Here is a 17,603-nt window from a genome sequence, read left to right on the forward strand (position 1 = left end):
GTGTCACCATGTTATAGTGTGCTTAGTTGACTATCAAGTTTGAACCTTTGGAAATTTACACTAAAATGATATGTGCAGTATATAAAAGCGGTCGAAGAGCGGATACTTACCTTTTTGTCAAAAAACGTGATGTTTTTGATGACGTTCCTGAGCCTTTAATGGCAATGTTTGGTACTCCGTCATTAATCATGATTGTCCCGCTATCTAAACGAGATCACTTGGGCATCGCAGATATTAATAAAGTGAAGTCTGCATTAGTTGAACAGGGTTATTACTTACAAATACCACCACCGCCGGTTAATTTACTCGAACAGCATAAACAAGAATTAGCGCTTAAGAAATAAGCATAATCTTAAAGGAGTAATCAACACGAATATGATCCCCAGAATCATTCTAAGCGTTTTTTTTTACTTCTTTTGCTCTCATGTTGTGATGGCTGAAGACAGCCATCACAATTTTGATGACTATCTATTATTGCTACAACAAAAAGCAATCGCTGCAGGCGTTAACCAAGCTATAGCAGAACGCAATATTGCGACGATTAAGATATTTAAGAAAGCCAATCTCAACCCCTCAGTCGATAAACCTAAGACATTAGAAGACTTCATCCCACAAGCTGTACCCGAAATCACCGTCAGTACTGCAAGAGCAATGTTATTGCAGCATGAATCAAAACTCGAGCAGTTGAGTAACACGTATCAAGTGCAGTCGCGTTTTTTGATGGCATTATGGGGGATGAATTCTCGTTTTGGTGAGCAGCCAGGGCGTTTCCCTGGATTATCGGTTTTAGCCTCACTTGCCTACAAAGGCGATGAAGAAGCATTTTATATTGCTGAATTTATTGCTGCACTTAAGTTAATTGAGCAAAAAAATATCAGTGAAGATGCATTGCTGAGTTCTTCATCTGGGGCAATGGGGCAGATGCAAATGATGCCGAGCCAGTTGCTAAAGTATGCTGTTGATGCTGATAAAGACGGCAGGATTGATGTTTGGAACAGTATGGATGATGCTTTTTCATCGCTGGCTAATATGTTGCATCAACAAGGTTGGCAGTCCGGTTCTACATGGGGAAGGCAGGTGAAACCCACTATGGCACTCGATCCTGGTTTGCTTGGTTTAAGAGTCAATCACACATTTGTTCAGTGGCAGGCTTATGGTATTAGGCGTTTTAATGGCGCAGACTTACCGCAACGCAGTGATATGAAGGCGTCCTTAATTGCACCTGATGGATCGAAAGGGCGTTTTTATTTAGTCTACGATAACTTCCTTTTATTACATCAATTTAACCCGACTTTGCATGATACTTTGGCGATAACTTATTTGTCTGAAAAAATTAAGCAGTAAATTGCGGCCCATTGGGTGTAAAATGCAGGCAAATTTCGATAAAAGCTACATTAGATAACCAATGATGACTCAGTTTTGGACTACCACCCCCTTAGAAGATATGACCACCGAACAATGGGAATCGCTGTGTGACGGCTGCGGTAAGTGTTGTTTAAATAAAATCATCGACGATGAAACTGACGAGCTTTATTATACTAATGCTGCATGCCATCTACTGGATGACAGCAGTTGTGGTTGTCGTCGTTATCCTGAACGCTTCACCTATGTACCTGAATGTACAGCCATTACACCCGTTAATATCGCTGAGTTGACTTGGTTGCCTGATAGTTGTGCTTATCGGCGCGTATATGCTGGCAAAGGATTACCGAGTTGGCATCCGTTACTGACAGGAAATAAAGATGCCATGCATGCGGCGGGGATTTCGGTACAAGGGAAAACAGTTAACGAAACGAAAGTGAAATACTTAGAAGACTGTATTGTTTTGTGGCCTATGTTAGATGTTGAATAGTCAGCGTTGACTGTATAAGTGATTAATAATCAATGTATTAAGATATTGCATTATCGGTTAATGGAAAAGTAATGTGGTTCATATCCAATCTATAATGAATCAATTTATGGTTATGTTTGGCCACAATCTTATACAGTTTAAGCGTGTAAGATGGTTAACCCTGCTTGGCTTGATACATTGGACCAATAAGGCCAAGTAACCATACTTGTCCTTATTGGTATCAGATTTGCCCTTTTCGGCAAATAAAAGCGGATTCTCGTATTACAAGCAGAGTCATGTGAGTCCATTACAGGTTAATTCAATAAGGTTAGCCAGACAAAAAATGATTTGATAATCACTTTTATCCCCAACTGAGCTTATTTATTTTTGGGTAAATAAAACTCGGCCATGATGAGTTAATCATGAGTGATTAAGCTACCCTCGTCGCTAGGTGCTTGTGTTGCTATGTGACTATGATTAACTTAACTCATGTTGCGCAGCATGCTCAGCGGAGCAATACGTAATACCCAGTGTAAAATGGCCCAAGGATAACTAGGAACAAATGCATTGGCTTTTTCTTTCTGAATAGCCTTCACCATGGCTTTACAGCCCGTTTCAGTATCAACAATAAACGGTACCGTTTTTACCTTTTGGTTAATTTCACTGCGAATAAATCCTGGATGTACACAAGTAACCTTAATCGGCGTGTTCAGTACATCGATGCGGATACCTTCAGACAATGAAGTCACGGCGGCTTTTGTGGCAGCATAAACAGTCATTGCACGTCTAAATCCACGAACAGCACTGATAGACGAAATAGTCACTAGATGCCCACTGTTTTGTTCTCGAAAAATTGTCATCGCCGCTTCACATTGGGCGATAGCGGCAATAAAATTAGTTTGCGCAGTCTGCAAATTAGCAGCAAAAAAGCCAGTGCCTATAGATGCGCCTTTACCCATGCCTGCGTTTACAATGACTCGGTCCAGCTGCCCAAACTCTTGCTTAAATTGATTAAATACCTCAAAAACTTGTGGGTGATCATTTACATCAAGTGACTTAATTATCACCTTGATATTAGGATTAATGACGAGTAATTCTTGTTTTAATGTTTCAAGGCGGTCCATACGTCTGGCGCATAGTGCAAGGTTATGATGTTGTTTAGCAAACTCAATTGCCATGCCGCGCCCTAAACCTGAACTTGCCCCTGTTATGAGAATGTTTGTTCGTTTCATAATGTGCTCTTTTATTAATACGTTGTTTATAATAGAGATAAACAATGATCACTTACGCTGGCATCAAGCCTACATTAAGCGACGTAAATGTTTTAGCGAACCATCAAAAAGCCATGTTCATTAATGCTAAGTAAGCTTAAGCACTGTTGCTTTCGCTGTAACTGAGTCAGGCAGAAACTGACTAATGATTTATTAAGACTAAATATTGGTTGGTCATTTATTGATGATATTTGTACATATAGCAGGAGTTATTTTCCCGCAAGAGACGAATACCAATAGCGAGTCATGTGTTTGGTTTGAGCGATAAATTGTGCTAAGCCAGTCGTCATTCGATGGCTAAAATACTACCCAAATGCACTCTCAGTATCTGGGTTCGTAGAGTGAGTGTTTTGCCAGTGTTTATTTATCATTGTTTACCACTAAGTATTTATTTTTTTGCGATTTTTAAGTGAAAATATTGACAACTGTCCAGTAAGGCACAACAGTTACAAAACAGTATCTTGATTCAATTGATTTTATACTATACATATTATTGCTGAGTCTGAGTTAATAATCATTTCAAAACCATTTTAATTATAATGCCATGGTGCCCGTATGAACCCAACAAATATGTTTTTTCGTAAAACCACTATTTCTAACCGTTTACTAGGCATGTTGGCACTAGCCATTATCGCTACTGTGATTGTTTTCTGGTTTTCATTAACGCGAGTTGAAAATGTGTTAATTAATGAAAAAGAAGCCAAGTTAAATGCGTTAGTCGATGTTGCAATCGCAATAACTGATAAATATTATCAAGATGTTCAGACTGGAAGTATGGCTGAAGATGAGGCTAAAACTTTAGCATTAGCTGCAATAGATAAACTGCGCTATTCAGGTAACGAGTATTATTTCACTATTGATATTCAAGGCACCATGATCCAGCATGCTTTTGCAAAACAGTTAGTTAATACCAAGGTATTAGCAATGCAAGATCCAAATGGGGTAAAACTGTTTCAAAAAATGATCCAAGGTACGGAACAAAAAGATGTTGCTCGGGTTGATTACATGTGGAATAAACCCCAGCAGGAAAACCCAAGTCCGAAAATGTCTGTAGTTAAGCGATTTAAACCCTGGGGCTGGATTATCGGTACAGGTATTTATGTTGATGACATTCAAGCTGATAGAAACCAATTTATAACCCAATACCTATTATTACTGACACTGGTGTGGCTGCCGGTCATCTTATTATTATTTTTTATCATTCGCAGTATTTCAGGTCCTATGGTTGAGACCATTGCAGCGTTTAAGAATATTGCTAAGGGTGAGGGGGATCTAACCCTACGGTTGTCCGAAGAGGGAAATGATGAGCTCAAACAAATTGCTCATCATTTCAATACTTTTATTGAAAAAGTCCAAAAAGTGATTATCTCTGTCAGCGACTCAGTCGATGAATCAAGCCGCTTGGCGAAGAATATGTCAACGATTACACAGCAGGCGAATCAAATTTCATCCAACGTACAAGCCGAAACAACTAATGTTGCCACTGCCATTAACCAAATGTCGGTAACGGCATCTGAAGTGGCCTCTAACGCACAGTTGGCAGCAGAAAGTACACATAATGCAGACACTGAAGCAGATAAATCCGCTGCCGTTGTCGATAATGCGATGCAAAAAATATCAGAGTTATCGACAGAATTAGCCGCGACAGAAGAGGTTGCTAAAAGCTTACAAGTGAGTTCGAGTAAAATCGGGCAAATTCTTGATGTTATTGTTGGGATTGCCGATCAAACTAATTTACTCGCATTGAATGCGGCGATTGAAGCTGCCAGAGCCGGTGAGGCTGGCCGTGGCTTTGCCGTCGTGGCTGATGAGGTTAGAACCCTGGCGAGTCGTACCCAAGCATCAACAAGTGAGATTAATCTTATTATCGATGCCATCAGAAGTGCCATCGATAGCGTTAATTCCTCTGTTGAAAGAGCTAAAACTAAATCATCAGAAACCGTTAATGAAACTCAGCAAGTCGTTGGAGCACTTAATAACATTAAATCGTCCATTGATCAGATTTCGCAAATGAATATTCAAATTGCGGCGGCAACAGAGGAGCAAAGTACCGTTATTACAGAGCTTAATATGAATATTACCCGTATCAATGACATGTCATTAGATAACAGAACTCAAAATGAATTGATCAATAAAGGCAGTATGGATATTGAAAAAGGTGCGATCAAGTTGCATCAGCTTGTGGAGCAATTTAGAGTAAAATAATACATTGTCAATCGGGCTAATGTTTTTTAGTCCGATTGAACGTTTATATTTTACAACCAAAGCGAAAGAGGCAGAGCATCACTATTAACGTTGCAATTGCACCATAATATCGATGACATCTTGATATGAGATATTATATTTTCGAGATAGATTGATGATTTTTGTTTTATAGGTTTGGATATGTTCTTGTTTAAGCAGGTCTAATTTTTTTTGTTCAACAATTGAATTGACCGTGTCTTGCAATATTAATAAACGACGCAAACTAAAATCCAACGAATCAATATACGCTGTCATTTGTTGTTTATTACGTGCATTTTCAAGGTTTGTTGTTGTGCGTTGTTCGAAGTCTAGCTCGTCAAACGCATCCATCATTTTCTGTAAATTTAAATCGTCACTCATAAGTATGATTGTTTACGTTATTTTTCGGAAATTATATGCATTTTTATTGTATAAGTCACTCTTTAACTTGGTTTGTACAGCGCTTGATAGTCTGGACTAGCAGTACTTTTTAAAGTGAATAATATATCGTTAACAAAACTTGTTGAATTGCCTAATAATTAGTAATCTAAGATTCTGATTTTCAAGGAGGACTTATGCTAGATTTATTACCTGATCTATTCGATCATTACCCTGAGCAATTAGTTTTATTGCCTAATCCATGGCAGTCCTTTGGTGCTAAGCCGATATTTTACGGTGAAGTAGTGACGGTAAAATGCTTCGAAGATAATTCCAAAGTTAAATCTGAATTAGCCAAAAATGGTCAAGGAAAAGTATTGGTTGTGGACGGCGGCGGTTCGACTAGACGTGCGCTATTAGGTGACATGATAGCTCTCAATGCATATGACAATGGTTGGGAAGGTATCATTATTAATGGCTGTATTCGTGATGCAGGTACGATTAATACTATGCAGATCGGTGTGCAAGCATTAGGTACAAATCCGATTAAAACGGATAAAAAAGATGTTGGTGATGTCAATGTAGCGATTGAGATTGCGGGTGTCAGCATCTTTCCTGGAATGATGATCTATGCTGATTTAAATGGTGTTGCCGTCAGTAAGCAGGCATTAGATCTTACTATTTTAGCGTAAACAATCAACAGACAAGGAAGCAACAATGAAAGTAGTAAAATGGTTATTAGCAATTGTGCTAACTCTAGTAGTAGGTGTGACCGTCTACTTAACAATGTTTTTCGACCTTAATAACTTTAAACCGCAAATAGTTGATGCCGTTAAAAAACAAACCGGTCGTGATTTACAAATTACCCAAGACTTAAGCTGGAGTGTGTTTCCCTCTTTAGGCATTAAGCTCGGTGGTATAACTCTTACTAACCCAGATGGCTTTACTCCTGCATCCATGCTCAATGTGAATGAGGCTGTTGCGAATGTGGCGCTAATGCCATTATTTAGCCAACAGATTGAAGTAGATTTATTAAAGCTTGATGGTTTAACACTGAATCTGGTTACGCAAAAAGACGGTACAACCAGTTTTGATGGATTAGTGTCAAAAAGTACGGCGGATAAACCACAAACTGCAGCAACCAATGATGCCAAACCTATGTCATTAGAGACATTGGATATAGGTGGTATTGAACTGACGAATACCAATATTAACCTCATTGATATGGCCAGCAATACGACGCAGACCTTTAATTTAAAAAGCTTCACCTTAGGTCAGTTTAGCCTGGGTCAGTTTGCTGATTTTGCTTATGAGTTTTCTGCGACATTGCCAGATATGCAGCTTGCATCATCTGGACAAGGTAAAGTCAAAATTGATCAAGCATTGAATCATGTCACTATTAATGATTTTGCTATGGTACATAACGCCAAAGGTGACAGCTTGCCGAATAAATCGGTTACCGCTGAGCTCACGACACAAATGACAATGGCACTGGATGCCAAAACTATCGATCTGCAATTGACTAGAATGTCTGCTATGGACTTGGCTGCCACCGGGGACATTAAGGTTAACTATGCTAATAGCGTTCCTAAAATTGCGATGAGTTTAGACGTGGGTGATATTGATCTTGATGCGCTGTTCCCAAAGCAAGAAGGTAATACTGAAGAGTCTGCCACAAAGACCGACACAGTATCGACTCAAGAGCCTGATCTGTCAGCACTTAAATCAGTAGATCTCACCCTAAATTTAACGGCTAAATCGATTAAAGTCAGCAATATGCTCACGCAAAACTGGCAAATGAAAATGGCTATCAATAAAGGTATCTTGAACTTGTCGTCGCTTACCGCTGACTTATATCAAGGCAAGTTAGCACTAAGTGCAAAATTGGATGCTCGCAAGGCAGTGCCAACATATCAATTTGATAAGAAATTGATTGGTGTGCAAATTCGTCCACTTTTAACCGATGCGGCTGAAGTGGATTTAATTTCAGGTACTGCAAGCTTTGAAGTTAAAGGCAGCGGCTCGAGTTTAATTACTGATAATCTGAAAAAGAACCTTGATGCCGTTGGTAAATTTGAAGTCGCTGATGGTTCGCTTTATGGGGTTAACATTCCACAGATGATCCGTAGTGCTCAGCAAAAATTAAAAGGCGACTTGTCTGAATCCAGTAAAGAAGAGTTAAAAACTGACTTTACCAGCCTGACTGGCAGTTTCACCATGAAAGATGCCGTTGTGACTAATCCTGATTTGGCCATGGCTGCCCCCTTAATTCGTTTAGCGGGTAAAGGGACGGCAAACATCGCGTCAGAAGCCTTAGATTATGCATTAACAACGAGTGTCGTTGGGTCGTTGTCAGGACAGGGTGACGCTAATGATGAGTCGCTTAAAGGTGTCGATATTCCTCTAACCATAAAAGGCACATTCCAAGAGCCTAAGTTTGGCATTGATACGAAGGCATTATTGGAAGGCAAGCTTAAAGGTGAAACCGATAAAGCTAAAGAAAAGCTAAAAGAGGGGTTATTTAAGAAGTTAGGGATTTAAATTCATTCTCGTTGAGAATAAAGGCTGTCGTCGCTTATTGTGACTACAGCCTTTATTTATAACGTTAGCTACAAGGTACTTAGGTGGTGAAGTTTGCCTAGAATATCTGTTGCCACACAGATATAAGCGCCTAATAAGTTAGCATGGCTATTAATCTTAAAACATAAAAAAAGGACAAGTGCATACTTGTCCTTTTTTATAATTCAAAATCAGTACTAAGGTGAAAACTGTTATAGGATAATCATCTTAGAAGCAATGTTAGTTAGCTATTGGTCATAATCAATTTTAATATTTGACCAGGTTGAATTAGCTTGCTGTTTTGCAAACTATTCCATTCAATTAACTCTGCCACCGTCACTTTATATTTAACTGCTATACGCGCCAATGAATCACCTGATTGAACACGGTAGTTAACCGTTTTTTCATTATTACTGGTGCTTGCTGTCATTTCATTTGGATAAATAACTAAGTTTTTACCTATTGATAACGTTGACTGTTTTGTCAGGTTATTCCACTTCATTAATTGTGCCACAGTCACTTGTTGTGACTGAGATATTTTCCATAATGAATCACCAGACTTTACCGTATAGCTTTGCTTGTTGGGGCTAGATTTCACAACCGCTTTACGAGCGAGAACTTGGTCTGCTGTCATAGTCGCTAAATCTGGGTCTTTCGCAGCAACCGGAATAATTAAAAATCGTCCAGCAATAATGTTATTGCCTTTAATACCGTTACTGCTTCTAATTAAAGATGCCGTTGTTTCAAATTGATCAGCAATTCGACTGATGCTGTCACCAAACTTAATTTTATAGCGAACCCAGTTAATACGAGAGTCTGGTTCTATAGTAGCTAATGCAAGTTTAAAGTTTGTTGCTTTATCACTGGGCAATATTAATTGATGTGGTCCTTGTGGTGCCGTTGCCCAACGCTTTAAACCCGGATTGAGCGCCTTTAAGTCAACTATATCAATTTGAGCTAAATCGGCTGCTAGGTTGATATCAAGTTGGCTCTCAATAGGAACAACTTCTATTTGCGGCACATTGTCGATAGGCGTTAACGTTATGCCATATTTATCGGCATGCTTAATGACATCAGCCAATGCCAATAATTGTGGGACGTAATGTGCCGTTTCTTTGGGTAACGATAACGACCAAAAATCTGTTGATTTGCCGCGAGCTTGGTTGTGCTTAATCGCATTTAAAATTCGACCTTCACCTGAATTGTATGCGCCAAGTGTATAAAGCCAATTTTGATCCATTTTAGGATAAAGGTACTGAATTAAGTCTAATGCACCTTTAGTTGACGAGGCCACATCGCGGCGACCGTCGTACCACCAGTTAGTTTTTACCCCAAAAGACGTGGCAGTTGGTGCGGTTAATTGCCAAAGGCCTGAGGCATGGCCACTGGAATAGGCTAGTGGATCAAAACCACTTTCAACTATCGGTAATAAGGCCAGTTCAATTGGCAAATGACGCTTTTCGAGTTGATCGACAATATAATACAAAAATGGGCTAGCGCGTTGAGTGATAATTTCTAAATGCTTGGGATTATCGATGTACCACTGTCGATAGCGAGCAACTAATTCGTTGTCTGTTATCGGTAGTGTCATTTCATTACCGATCCGCAGCCATAGATTATTGACTTCGGAAACTTGTACTTCTATTTCATCTAGTGTTACTGCCGACGACTTTTTGCTTTTAGCGTTAATGGCGACAGTCTGTTGATCTATATCTGTTTGCGGGCTAGTACTTTGAAGGGTCTGACACCCTGTTATTGCCAGTATGCTACCAGCAATAATAAATAAGTTTGCTTTCATTTGAAGATACACTTCCTCAAGTTCTCAGGGCGTTAAAATAAAGGCTCGAACATACCAAGTGCCTATGAGACTCTGTTGGTCATGCTTTAGTTCAGTTTGGCATTGTAGATTAAATTATTTAGCTTGTCTTATTAAAGTGTTTTCATGTTACTTTAGAATTGGTTCTTCCATTCCCTTATTAAAGTAAATGATTGAATTTCATTAATATTGTCGACCCCACTCTGAGCGGATATTGCGACTTGGGTCTCATTTAAATGGCAGCGAAGGAACGGATTTATGGCTTTTTCTGTCGCGATAGAACTCGGAATGGTCGGTTTGTTTTGTGAGCGTAATTGATCCACTTTATTGGCATAATCAATTAAGTGTAAATTTTTTGGCGTGACATGTAAGGCAAAATCCAGATTGGACCGGGTATATTCATGAGCACAAAAAACCAGAGTTTTATCAGGTAAATTGGCTAACATAGTTAACGAATGCAACATTTGCTCAGGCGTTCCTTCGAATAAACGTCCACACCCGCCACTGAATAGGGTGTCGCCACAAAATAATTTATCGTCAATATAATAAGCAATGTGACCTAAAGTATGCCCTGGAACGGCCATGACTTGAGTTAGTCCTAAATGTGGAATATCGATACTCATCGTTGACTCTAGGGACAACGGCTGGGTTAATCCATCAATGCGCTCGTTACTGGGTCCATAAACAGTCAAGTTATCATTGAAGTGTTGTTGCAGTTTTTCGATACCGCCAGTGTGATCACTATGATGATGAGTAATCAATATGCCAATGAGGTTTAGATCGGTAGTGGCTAAATAATCGATAACAGTTTGACCACAACCTGGATCAACCACATAAGCATTAAGGCTGTTTGTTTGATGGATTAACCAAATGTAGTTGTCATTAAAAGCTGCAATGGTATGAACGTTAAGCATAATCTGACTCGAGTGATGATTGACTATCTGTTAGGGTAACGGATATCGTTTAATAACTTCAAGTAAAGACAGATCGAAGTTTCAATTATGCTTAGCTGAAAATTAAATACCTTATGGTAGAGTGAATCTAATCAATACAGCATTTTTGCACAATAAACCTTGGCGGGCTTCATGTTAAAACCCCTTATTTGGCAAGATTTACCTTTTGGTGAGTTATTGCAAACCGAGATAGAAGCTAAATTGGCTCCTTGGTGGCCCCGTATATTTGGTTATCATTTACTCAAGGTTGGGGCGTTAAGTGGTCAGCTAAATAGTTTATCTTGCAGTATTACTCGGCATTTTTCTGTTTATGACGCTACAAATGCCAGTATTCAGGCTGACCCACACCATTTACCCATACAGCAAAGTGCTATTGACACAGTATTAAGTTGTTTTTTACTCGAGTTCGAGTCAGATCCCTACCAAATTTTACGTGAGTTTGACCGGGTTCTCATTAGCAGTGGTTATATATTCATTGTCGGTTTTAACCCTATCAGTCCTGCTTTTATTGGTAAGATTTTACCAAAGTATCAAACTCAATTACCTTGGAGTGGGCAGTTTTTTATGCCATCTAGAGTGAAAGATTGGCTTGGGTTATTGGGCTATCAAGTCTTAGCGGATGAGCGTTTAATGTATCATTCGTTGTTAGGACAAGGTGCGGATAACCGTGGCCATCAAGCTAAAAAAAGCCCGCAAACTCCATTGTGGCAAAAAAGTATTGCTAACTGGTTACCTAGCACGGGCAGTGTCTATTTAATCGTGGCTCGAAAAATGACCACTCCGCTAACACCCATTAAAGATAAATCCAAAATAAAAGCGCCTACCTGGTCGCCGGCGCCAACGGCAGGTCGTTCAGGATTAACAAATACCCAAGTTGTTGAAAAAGCGTTGATAAAGCCCAAAAATTCCTAAGTATATGCAAATAATGAGCTTGACTCTTATTCGGGCTGATATCCAATATCAGTTTGTTGAGGTTTAGCTTCTGCGGCTTTTCGGGCTAACACGTCACAACGTTCATTTTCAATATGGCCCGCATGGCCTTTTACCCAGCGCCAGTCAATTTTGTGTAATTGACTTACTGCGTCTAAACGTTTCCATAAATCTACATTTTTAACTGGTTGCTTAGTTGAAGTTATCCAGCCCTTTTTTTTCCAGCTATGGATCCACGTCATAATACCCTGGCGCATGTACTGACTGTCGCTGGTTAAAATGATATTACAGGGCTCATGTAAGGCTTCTAATGCGATAATTGGAGCCAAAAGCTCCATCCGATTATTGGTCGTTAATGAAAATCCGTCAGCCATTTCGTGCTGCTGATGTTTATATTTCATTACCACGCCATAACCACCCGGCCCTGGGTTTCCTAAGCAAGAACCATCAGTAAAGATATACAGCTGTTTGAGTTCGGCCATCAAGTTGTTACCATAGCTAAATATTCGCGCCAGTATACTCAATTTATACAAAGGCGAGGGCTGAATGAGTAAAAAATATGAACATTATTTCTAGTGCAAGTCGTCAAGTTATTCTCGATACCGAAACCACAGGTATGAACCAAGCTGGTGGCCCTATTTATGTGGGACATCGCATTATTGAAATTGGTTGTGTTGAGGTGATTAATCGCCGTTTAACCGGCAGGACTTATCATCAATATATTAATCCTGGTCAAGCCATCGATGAAGAAGCAATTCAAGTGCATGGCATTACCAATGATCGTGTTGCCAATGAGCCACGATTTCACCAAATCGCCAAAGATTTTATTGATTTTATTGATGGTGCTGAAATTGTCGCTCATAACGCTAACTTCGATGTTAGCTTTATGGATCATGAGTTTTCCAAACTCAATCCAATTGGTCCCAAAACCAAAGATATTTGCAGTATTTTAGACAGTTTAGCCATTGCCAAAAGGTTACATCCTGGCCAAAAAAATAACCTAGATGCACTGTGTCGACGTTATGGCATCGACAATGGACGTCGCACCTATCATGGGGCGTTACTTGATGCTGAAATTCTCGCTGATGTTTATTTAATCATGACCGGTGGACAAATTAAGTTTAATTTGTCTAATGAAAAAGCGGGTCAAGAGGGCGGCGGGATAAAAAATATCGATCCTGCAGCGTTTAATCTTAAAGTCGTTGGCGCGTCAGCCGATGAATTACTATTACACGAACAACGACTTGATCTCATTGAGAAGTCAGGTAAATGTCTCTGGAGAGGGTAAACCAACTTTTATGAGTGCCATTCGTGCCGGTTATCTAGCGATTTCTTATTTATTTTTGCTAAGTATCATCTTGGTTTGGCAATCTACTGCCCAAGCTTCAGTGGTAGCTGCATCGCAAGCTGCAGAATTAAAAAATCGTTTTCGCATTGATCATATGGTTGATCATCTCACATTAGTGATCCAACGGAGCTATGGTTCAGCCCCCGTTGTGGTGATTTTACCCGATGGCAGTAAATGGTATTCAAATCGTCATCCACAAACCGTCAAGTGGGTCGACGGTATTGCTGCCGACATGATTTATATTGAGAAGCCGATGCCTGGTCCTTGGCAGTTATTAGGCAGTGTGGTGGAAGGATCGACCATTCAAAAAATTTCTGCACTCGATATTGCTGTGGAACCTTTGCCTCAGCCTCTTTATCAGGGCGAACGCTTGAAGGTGACGGCAAGGCTGTTAGGTGATGATTTAACCATGAGAATGCCGGGTTTAGACTATATGGTGGAATGGACCGCTCGTTTTACCAGTCAACACCTTGCTACTGACGATAATTTTGCTACTGGTACTGTTATTGTTGGCGAATATAAAGACAATGGTGAATTGTTTGATGAAGTTCCAGACGATGGCATCTTTACTGGCAGCCAAAATTTGCAACAACCCGCGGGTCATTATGTGCTTAATGTCACTGCGCGAAATAATGTGTTTGAGCGCGAATATACAATGCCTTTTGAGCTTTCAGCACAACCAATACAGGTTAAAATGGTGCCTAATAGCGACCCATTAAAAGAGATATGGCAGGTCCAATTAGCGGTTGATGAATCCGTAGTGGTACTGGCGCAAACACATTTTGAATTTGAGTTAGTTGGGCCTGCCGGTTTATCGCTGCCTTTAACCGTTCAAACCGTGACCAGTGCAAATCAAATTCTCTTTTTACCTAAAGTGACCGAATATGGCAGTTATCGTGTTCAAGGGCATGCGTTCTCCACGACTGTCGATGGTCGTGAAATTGTCCTGAATTTGCCTGAAATGTTTTTTAATTTGATTGAGCCTCCAGCTCCGGCTCCATCGGTTGAAGAACTGGCTGAAAAAGCGGCTATTCAAGCTGAATTTGAAGAGCAAGAGGCTAAAGATAATGCAATGTTCTGGATTATTACCATCAACGGAATACTGTTTTTGCTCGGTGTTGTGGGCTTAGTTATATGGCGTAAAAAGCAGACCCTTGCCAAAGCGATGGCTGCAGCAGAAGAAAGGCTAAAGCAAAATCCTGAAAGTAATCAAAATTCCCAAGAGGGTCTGCTTGAAAGTGTTGATTTAGACGATATTGACCTGACTATGCCTGATGATAAAAACTAATATTTTGAGTGTTTTTTAGTCACAAAATGCGCAATTGAGCAAATTTTGACTAATTGAGCTAAAACAATTAAAAAACAGTTGACGATTAATTATCACAACTTTATTATTCATCGCACTTGTGTGGAGCGGTAGTTCAGTTGGTTAGAATACCGGCCTGTCACGCCGGGGGTCGCGGGTTCGAGTCCCGTCCGCTCCGCCATTCAAGTACCTGTTTGCACTTAATAAAATAAACAGTAATTGGTTTAATATTGTTAGTTTTATTAAGTGTATACAAACCGTTTTGGAGCGGTAGTTCAGTTGGTTAGAATACCGGCCTGTCACGCCGGGGGTCGCGGGTTCGAGTCCCGTCCGCTCCGCCAAATAAATAAAAAAGCCTCTACAGCAATGTAGAGGCTTTTTTATTTTAAGACGGAGCTGAATGCTTAAGCCAATCGAGATAACCACAGAGTGATTTCAGCATCAGATTGAGTAAATAGCCATTACGGCGCAAAGCAAAACATTATCCTTAGGGTAGGTGACATCTAAATCCTACCCATCAAGTAAGCCGCTTTATCGAGCTTATTTTGCATACAATTAACCGCAGTATGAATTGTAGCGTCTTGGCTGACGACTCCGTCTAAAAGCTAACTTTTATTTATTTAAACATAATTCATTCGAGGCTATATCGCATCTTGGCTGTTGCCATTATTGATAACTATCACCGCTGTTCAGCAGCACCCACTCAGTTCCGGTCATAGTGGGTGCTTTTAATACTGAAAATATATAGCTAAGCAATGTGATCTCGACGGCTTAAGGTAATTGTAATCGATACTTTTTTCGCTAGTATCTACCCAGCACTAGAATGCGTAATTAATATTCAATTCAAGCGATCGTCCAGCTCCGGCTATTTGTTCAAAGCCGTTACTGTTGTCTGTTTTGTATTGTGCAATACTGACCCCGCCTAAAGGCAGTTGATAATATTCGTCGAGTAAGTTTTTCACGGCGACAGTCATTGTTGCACCTTGCCATTGGATACTGCTGCTTAAGTTAAGCAGAGAGTAACTGTTGGTTGTATTTTCTAAGCGCTGACTATCAACGCGATCTTTGCTCGCGACCCATTGCCAGCTAAGGCTATTTTTCCAATCACCAAGTTCTTGGTGAAGAGCAAGTTCAGTTTGTAATGGCTTTATTTGATACAGAGGCTCGTCACCGTTATCTCTTTCGCCGTGAGTGGCAGTGGCATTAGCAACCATGAGCCATTTGCCACTGCGGTTTTCTGCTAGTTGGTATTCAGCATCAATACGTGCCCCAAACAGAGTCGCGTTAACATTGGTAAACTGTAAAATATTGCGGCGAGTATTGGTCATAGGTGTTTTGTTAAAACTATCAACCTCATCGGCATCAATATAATCATTTATTCTGCTGTACCAAGCGGTAGCGCTGAAGGCTAAGTCATCTTGTACCAATTTATAGGCTGTACTTAAGGTATGTGCTGTTTCGGCATTGAGGTTTGGGTTACCTATATAGCCATTTCCATCACCAAACCAACCGATCATGGTTGTTGCCATGGTGCTTTGACCCCAACTGTAACGTTCATATAAATTTGGCGCTCGGCTTTTTCTCGCTAAACCAACCTCTATGACTTCAGTGTCACTCAATTGATATCGAGCCAGAAGAGTAGCGTCGATAATATTGTCATTACGCTTACGATAAAGGCTGTTAAATTCATCTGCGGCTATGGCATTGACATTGGTCATGCCCATCATCGCCATAGTGTTATAGGGTTGTACTTCAGCAGCGTTTGTTGACACGTATTCATATCGGACGCCCGCTGATAACCACAAACGACTATTTAGAGTGTGTTGCCATTCACCATAAAGAGCAGCACGTTGACGCTTGCCGTCATTAATATTGACATAATCATTAGGTCCCATCATAGATGAACCTTCGATAGCGGGCCAAATATCGTCAAGTTGATAAACATAATATTCTTGTCCAATCAACAAGGTACTGTCTGAACTTATTGGTAATTGCCAATGCAACTGGTAGCTATAATCTTTTCCTTTGGTTTCCATCGGCATATTGCCGGTTTTTTCGTCAGTAAAGAATCCCATTTCATGTTCGACGCTGTGCCAATTGGCTTGTGCTGTAAACTCGGCATCATTTTCTAGTGAACGCTGATAACGCACTAACGCTCCATAGCTGTCATTGTTAGTCATATCCATATATTGGTTAGCGAAACCCTGATAAGGAATATGTTGATGAGTAAGCTTAATGGCTATTTGTTGGGTCTCATCTTGCCAAGCTGCCGTTAGCGCATGGTTTTGAGATTGATATAGGGTGTCGAGTACTTTATCGCCATGACCATCGGTATAACTGTTAGCATCTTCAAATGACCCTTGATAGCTAAAACTTAACGTTTTACTGGCAACGGTGGCATTGACGCCAGCAAGAAAAGCATCATCAGTACTGCGATAACCACTAGAAACATTACCACTGTGCCATGTTACAGCGTCGCTATCAGTGAACAGTGGGTTTAAACTGCTGATTTTTATCACACCAGCAATATTATCACCGCCAGCACTTACCGGAGAGACTCCCGCGACGACTTGCGTTGAACTGATTTGATTTGCAGATACATATGAGAGCGGCGGGTTCATCTGGTTTGCACATGATGAAGTGATGTCACTACCATCAATAAGGATTTTGATCCGATCGCCCATCATGCCGTTTAAGATGGGTAAGGCTGACACACCGCCAGCCTCAGAGAAATCGACGCCTTGCTTTTTTAAGAGGTTTTCAGCCGAACCTAGTAGGTCTTTATGTGTTGTTTGCTGTCCTTGTACTTTGACATGTTCAACACCTTGGCTGTTTTGTATGTCATACGATTCAGCTCTTACTTGCGGCGTTATGGCCAGTGTTACTGCCAATGCAATTGATGAGTAAGCCCATGGGGCGTTATTCGTTAATTTAATGGTTTGCATTACTTTGTGAGCCAAAGCTATCACCTTTATTGTTTTTTTATAA

The 17,603-nt window shown here is 40.3% G+C and carries 15 protein-coding genes and 2 tRNA genes; 11 read left to right on the forward strand and 6 right to left on the reverse strand.

The window, feature by feature from the left end; genetic code table 11:
- The first annotated feature begins 65 nt into the window (after positions 1 to 65).
- From H5123_RS15450 to H5123_RS15460, 3 genes are all read left to right on the forward strand, one after another.
- Positions 66 to 344, forward strand: coding sequence for a YcgL domain-containing protein (locus H5123_RS15450; RefSeq protein WP_124018153.1), 279 nt, complete (start codon positions 66 to 68; stop codon positions 342 to 344).
- Between the two features lie 31 nt (positions 345 to 375).
- Positions 376 to 1,344: a lytic transglycosylase domain-containing protein gene (locus tag H5123_RS15455; protein WP_182698544.1), complete on the forward strand. Its 969-nt coding sequence runs from the start codon at positions 376 to 378 to the stop codon at positions 1,342 to 1,344.
- Positions 1,345 to 1,405: 61 nt separating this feature from the next.
- Positions 1,406 to 1,852, forward strand: a complete 447-nt coding sequence (locus H5123_RS15460) for a YcgN family cysteine cluster protein (protein ID WP_124018155.1) — start codon at positions 1,406 to 1,408, stop codon at positions 1,850 to 1,852.
- A 461-nt stretch (positions 1,853 to 2,313) separates the two neighbouring features.
- Here the strand turns inward: H5123_RS15460 and H5123_RS15465 are convergent, their stop codons facing one another.
- Positions 2,314 to 3,063, reverse strand: a complete 750-nt coding sequence (locus tag H5123_RS15465) for an SDR family oxidoreductase (RefSeq protein WP_182698545.1) — start codon at positions 3,061 to 3,063, stop codon at positions 2,314 to 2,316.
- 594 nt (positions 3,064 to 3,657) lie between these two features.
- Here H5123_RS15465 and H5123_RS15470 point away from each other — a divergent pair.
- Complete coding sequence (locus tag H5123_RS15470; RefSeq protein WP_182698546.1) at positions 3,658 to 5,307, forward strand: methyl-accepting chemotaxis protein; 1,650 nt, start codon at positions 3,658 to 3,660, stop codon at positions 5,305 to 5,307.
- 84 nt (positions 5,308 to 5,391) lie between these two features.
- Here the strand turns inward: H5123_RS15470 and H5123_RS15475 are convergent, their stop codons facing one another.
- Positions 5,392 to 5,706 (reverse strand): hypothetical protein, encoded by a 315-nt coding sequence (locus H5123_RS15475; protein WP_182698547.1) that lies wholly within the window; start codon positions 5,704 to 5,706, stop codon positions 5,392 to 5,394.
- Positions 5,707 to 5,900: 194 nt separating this feature from the next.
- Between H5123_RS15475 and H5123_RS15480 the strand changes: the two genes are divergently transcribed.
- Both H5123_RS15480 and H5123_RS15485 read left to right on the forward strand, forming a co-directional pair.
- Positions 5,901 to 6,395, forward strand: a complete 495-nt coding sequence (locus H5123_RS15480; protein WP_124018159.1) for a putative 4-hydroxy-4-methyl-2-oxoglutarate aldolase — start codon at positions 5,901 to 5,903, stop codon at positions 6,393 to 6,395.
- A gap of 25 nt (positions 6,396 to 6,420) precedes the next feature.
- Positions 6,421 to 8,244 (forward strand): AsmA family protein, encoded by a 1,824-nt coding sequence (locus H5123_RS15485; protein ID WP_182698548.1) that lies wholly within the window; start codon positions 6,421 to 6,423, stop codon positions 8,242 to 8,244.
- Between the two features lie 262 nt (positions 8,245 to 8,506).
- On the opposite strand, the gene H5123_RS15490 is transcribed toward H5123_RS15485, so the two are convergent.
- Positions 8,507 to 10,060 (reverse strand): LysM peptidoglycan-binding domain-containing protein, encoded by a 1,554-nt coding sequence (locus H5123_RS15490; protein ID WP_124018161.1) that lies wholly within the window; start codon positions 10,058 to 10,060, stop codon positions 8,507 to 8,509.
- Positions 10,061 to 10,212: 152 nt separating this feature from the next.
- Complete coding sequence (gene gloB, locus H5123_RS15495) at positions 10,213 to 10,992, reverse strand: hydroxyacylglutathione hydrolase (protein ID WP_182698549.1); 780 nt, start codon at positions 10,990 to 10,992, stop codon at positions 10,213 to 10,215.
- Between the two features lie 171 nt (positions 10,993 to 11,163).
- Here gloB and H5123_RS15500 point away from each other — a divergent pair, with 171 nt between their 5' ends.
- A complete protein-coding gene (locus H5123_RS15500; protein ID WP_182698550.1) occupies positions 11,164 to 11,943 on the forward strand; it encodes a methyltransferase domain-containing protein in 780 nt (259 codons plus the stop codon).
- A gap of 26 nt (positions 11,944 to 11,969) precedes the next feature.
- Here H5123_RS15500 and rnhA read toward each other — a convergent pair whose 3' ends face one another.
- On the reverse strand, positions 11,970 to 12,443 hold the full coding sequence (gene rnhA, locus H5123_RS15505) for a ribonuclease HI (RefSeq protein WP_182698551.1): 474 nt from the start codon (positions 12,441 to 12,443) through the stop codon (positions 11,970 to 11,972).
- Positions 12,444 to 12,520: 77 nt separating this feature from the next.
- Here rnhA and dnaQ point away from each other — a divergent pair, with 77 nt between their 5' ends.
- The 4 genes from dnaQ to H5123_RS15525 all read left to right on the forward strand — a co-directional run bounded on the left by dnaQ (position 12,521) and on the right by H5123_RS15525 (position 14,956).
- Complete coding sequence (gene dnaQ / locus H5123_RS15510) at positions 12,521 to 13,249, forward strand: DNA polymerase III subunit epsilon (protein WP_182698552.1); 729 nt, start codon at positions 12,521 to 12,523, stop codon at positions 13,247 to 13,249.
- Positions 13,250 to 13,259: 10 nt separating this feature from the next.
- Complete coding sequence (locus H5123_RS15515; protein ID WP_182698553.1) at positions 13,260 to 14,597, forward strand: TIGR03503 family protein; 1,338 nt, start codon at positions 13,260 to 13,262, stop codon at positions 14,595 to 14,597.
- Positions 14,598 to 14,719: 122 nt separating this feature from the next.
- Positions 14,720 to 14,796: transfer RNA gene (locus tag H5123_RS15520), tRNA-Asp, on the forward strand.
- An 83-nt stretch (positions 14,797 to 14,879) separates the two neighbouring features.
- Positions 14,880 to 14,956, forward strand: a tRNA-Asp gene (locus tag H5123_RS15525).
- Positions 14,957 to 15,433: 477 nt separating this feature from the next.
- Here the strand turns inward: H5123_RS15525 and H5123_RS15530 are convergent.
- The gene (locus tag H5123_RS15530) at positions 15,434 to 17,560 is read right to left on the reverse strand and encodes a TonB-dependent siderophore receptor (RefSeq protein WP_182698584.1); all 2,127 of its coding nucleotides are present in this window, start codon (positions 17,558 to 17,560) and stop codon (positions 15,434 to 15,436) included.
- Positions 17,561 to 17,603: the final 43 nt, after the last annotated feature.

Origin of the sequence: Shewanella sp. SR43-4 (assembly GCF_014163845.1) — a bacterium.
Taxonomy (GTDB): domain Bacteria; phylum Pseudomonadota; class Gammaproteobacteria; order Enterobacterales; family Shewanellaceae; genus Shewanella; species Shewanella vesiculosa.

Bases quoted from the DNA above. Each gene is read 5' to 3' on its own strand.
- rnhA (WP_182698551.1), bottom strand. From the start codon at position 12,443: ATGGCCGAACTCAAACAGCTGTATATCTTTACTGATGGTTCTTGCTTA.
- H5123_RS15490 (WP_124018161.1), bottom strand. From the start codon at position 10,060: ATGAAAGCAAACTTATTTATTATTGCTGGTAGCATACTGGCAATAACA.
- H5123_RS15480 (WP_124018159.1), top strand. From the start codon at position 5,901: ATGCTAGATTTATTACCTGATCTATTCGATCATTACCCTGAGCAATTA.
- dnaQ (WP_182698552.1), top strand. From the start codon at position 12,521: ATGAACATTATTTCTAGTGCAAGTCGTCAAGTTATTCTCGATACCGAA.
- H5123_RS15530 (WP_182698584.1), bottom strand. From the start codon at position 17,560: ATGCAAACCATTAAATTAACGAATAACGCCCCATGGGCTTACTCATCA.
- H5123_RS15455 (WP_182698544.1), top strand. From the start codon at position 376: ATGATCCCCAGAATCATTCTAAGCGTTTTTTTTTACTTCTTTTGCTCT.
- H5123_RS15450 (WP_124018153.1), top strand. From the start codon at position 66: ATGATATGTGCAGTATATAAAAGCGGTCGAAGAGCGGATACTTACCTT.
- gloB (WP_182698549.1), bottom strand. From the start codon at position 10,992: ATGCTTAACGTTCATACCATTGCAGCTTTTAATGACAACTACATTTGG.
- H5123_RS15460 (WP_124018155.1), top strand. From the start codon at position 1,406: ATGATGACTCAGTTTTGGACTACCACCCCCTTAGAAGATATGACCACC.
- H5123_RS15475 (WP_182698547.1), bottom strand. From the start codon at position 5,706: ATGAGTGACGATTTAAATTTACAGAAAATGATGGATGCGTTTGACGAG.
- H5123_RS15500 (WP_182698550.1), top strand. From the start codon at position 11,164: ATGTTAAAACCCCTTATTTGGCAAGATTTACCTTTTGGTGAGTTATTG.
- H5123_RS15470 (WP_182698546.1), top strand. From the start codon at position 3,658: ATGAACCCAACAAATATGTTTTTTCGTAAAACCACTATTTCTAACCGT.
- H5123_RS15465 (WP_182698545.1), bottom strand. From the start codon at position 3,063: ATGAAACGAACAAACATTCTCATAACAGGGGCAAGTTCAGGTTTAGGG.
- H5123_RS15515 (WP_182698553.1), top strand. From the start codon at position 13,260: ATGAGTGCCATTCGTGCCGGTTATCTAGCGATTTCTTATTTATTTTTG.
- H5123_RS15485 (WP_182698548.1), top strand. From the start codon at position 6,421: ATGAAAGTAGTAAAATGGTTATTAGCAATTGTGCTAACTCTAGTAGTA.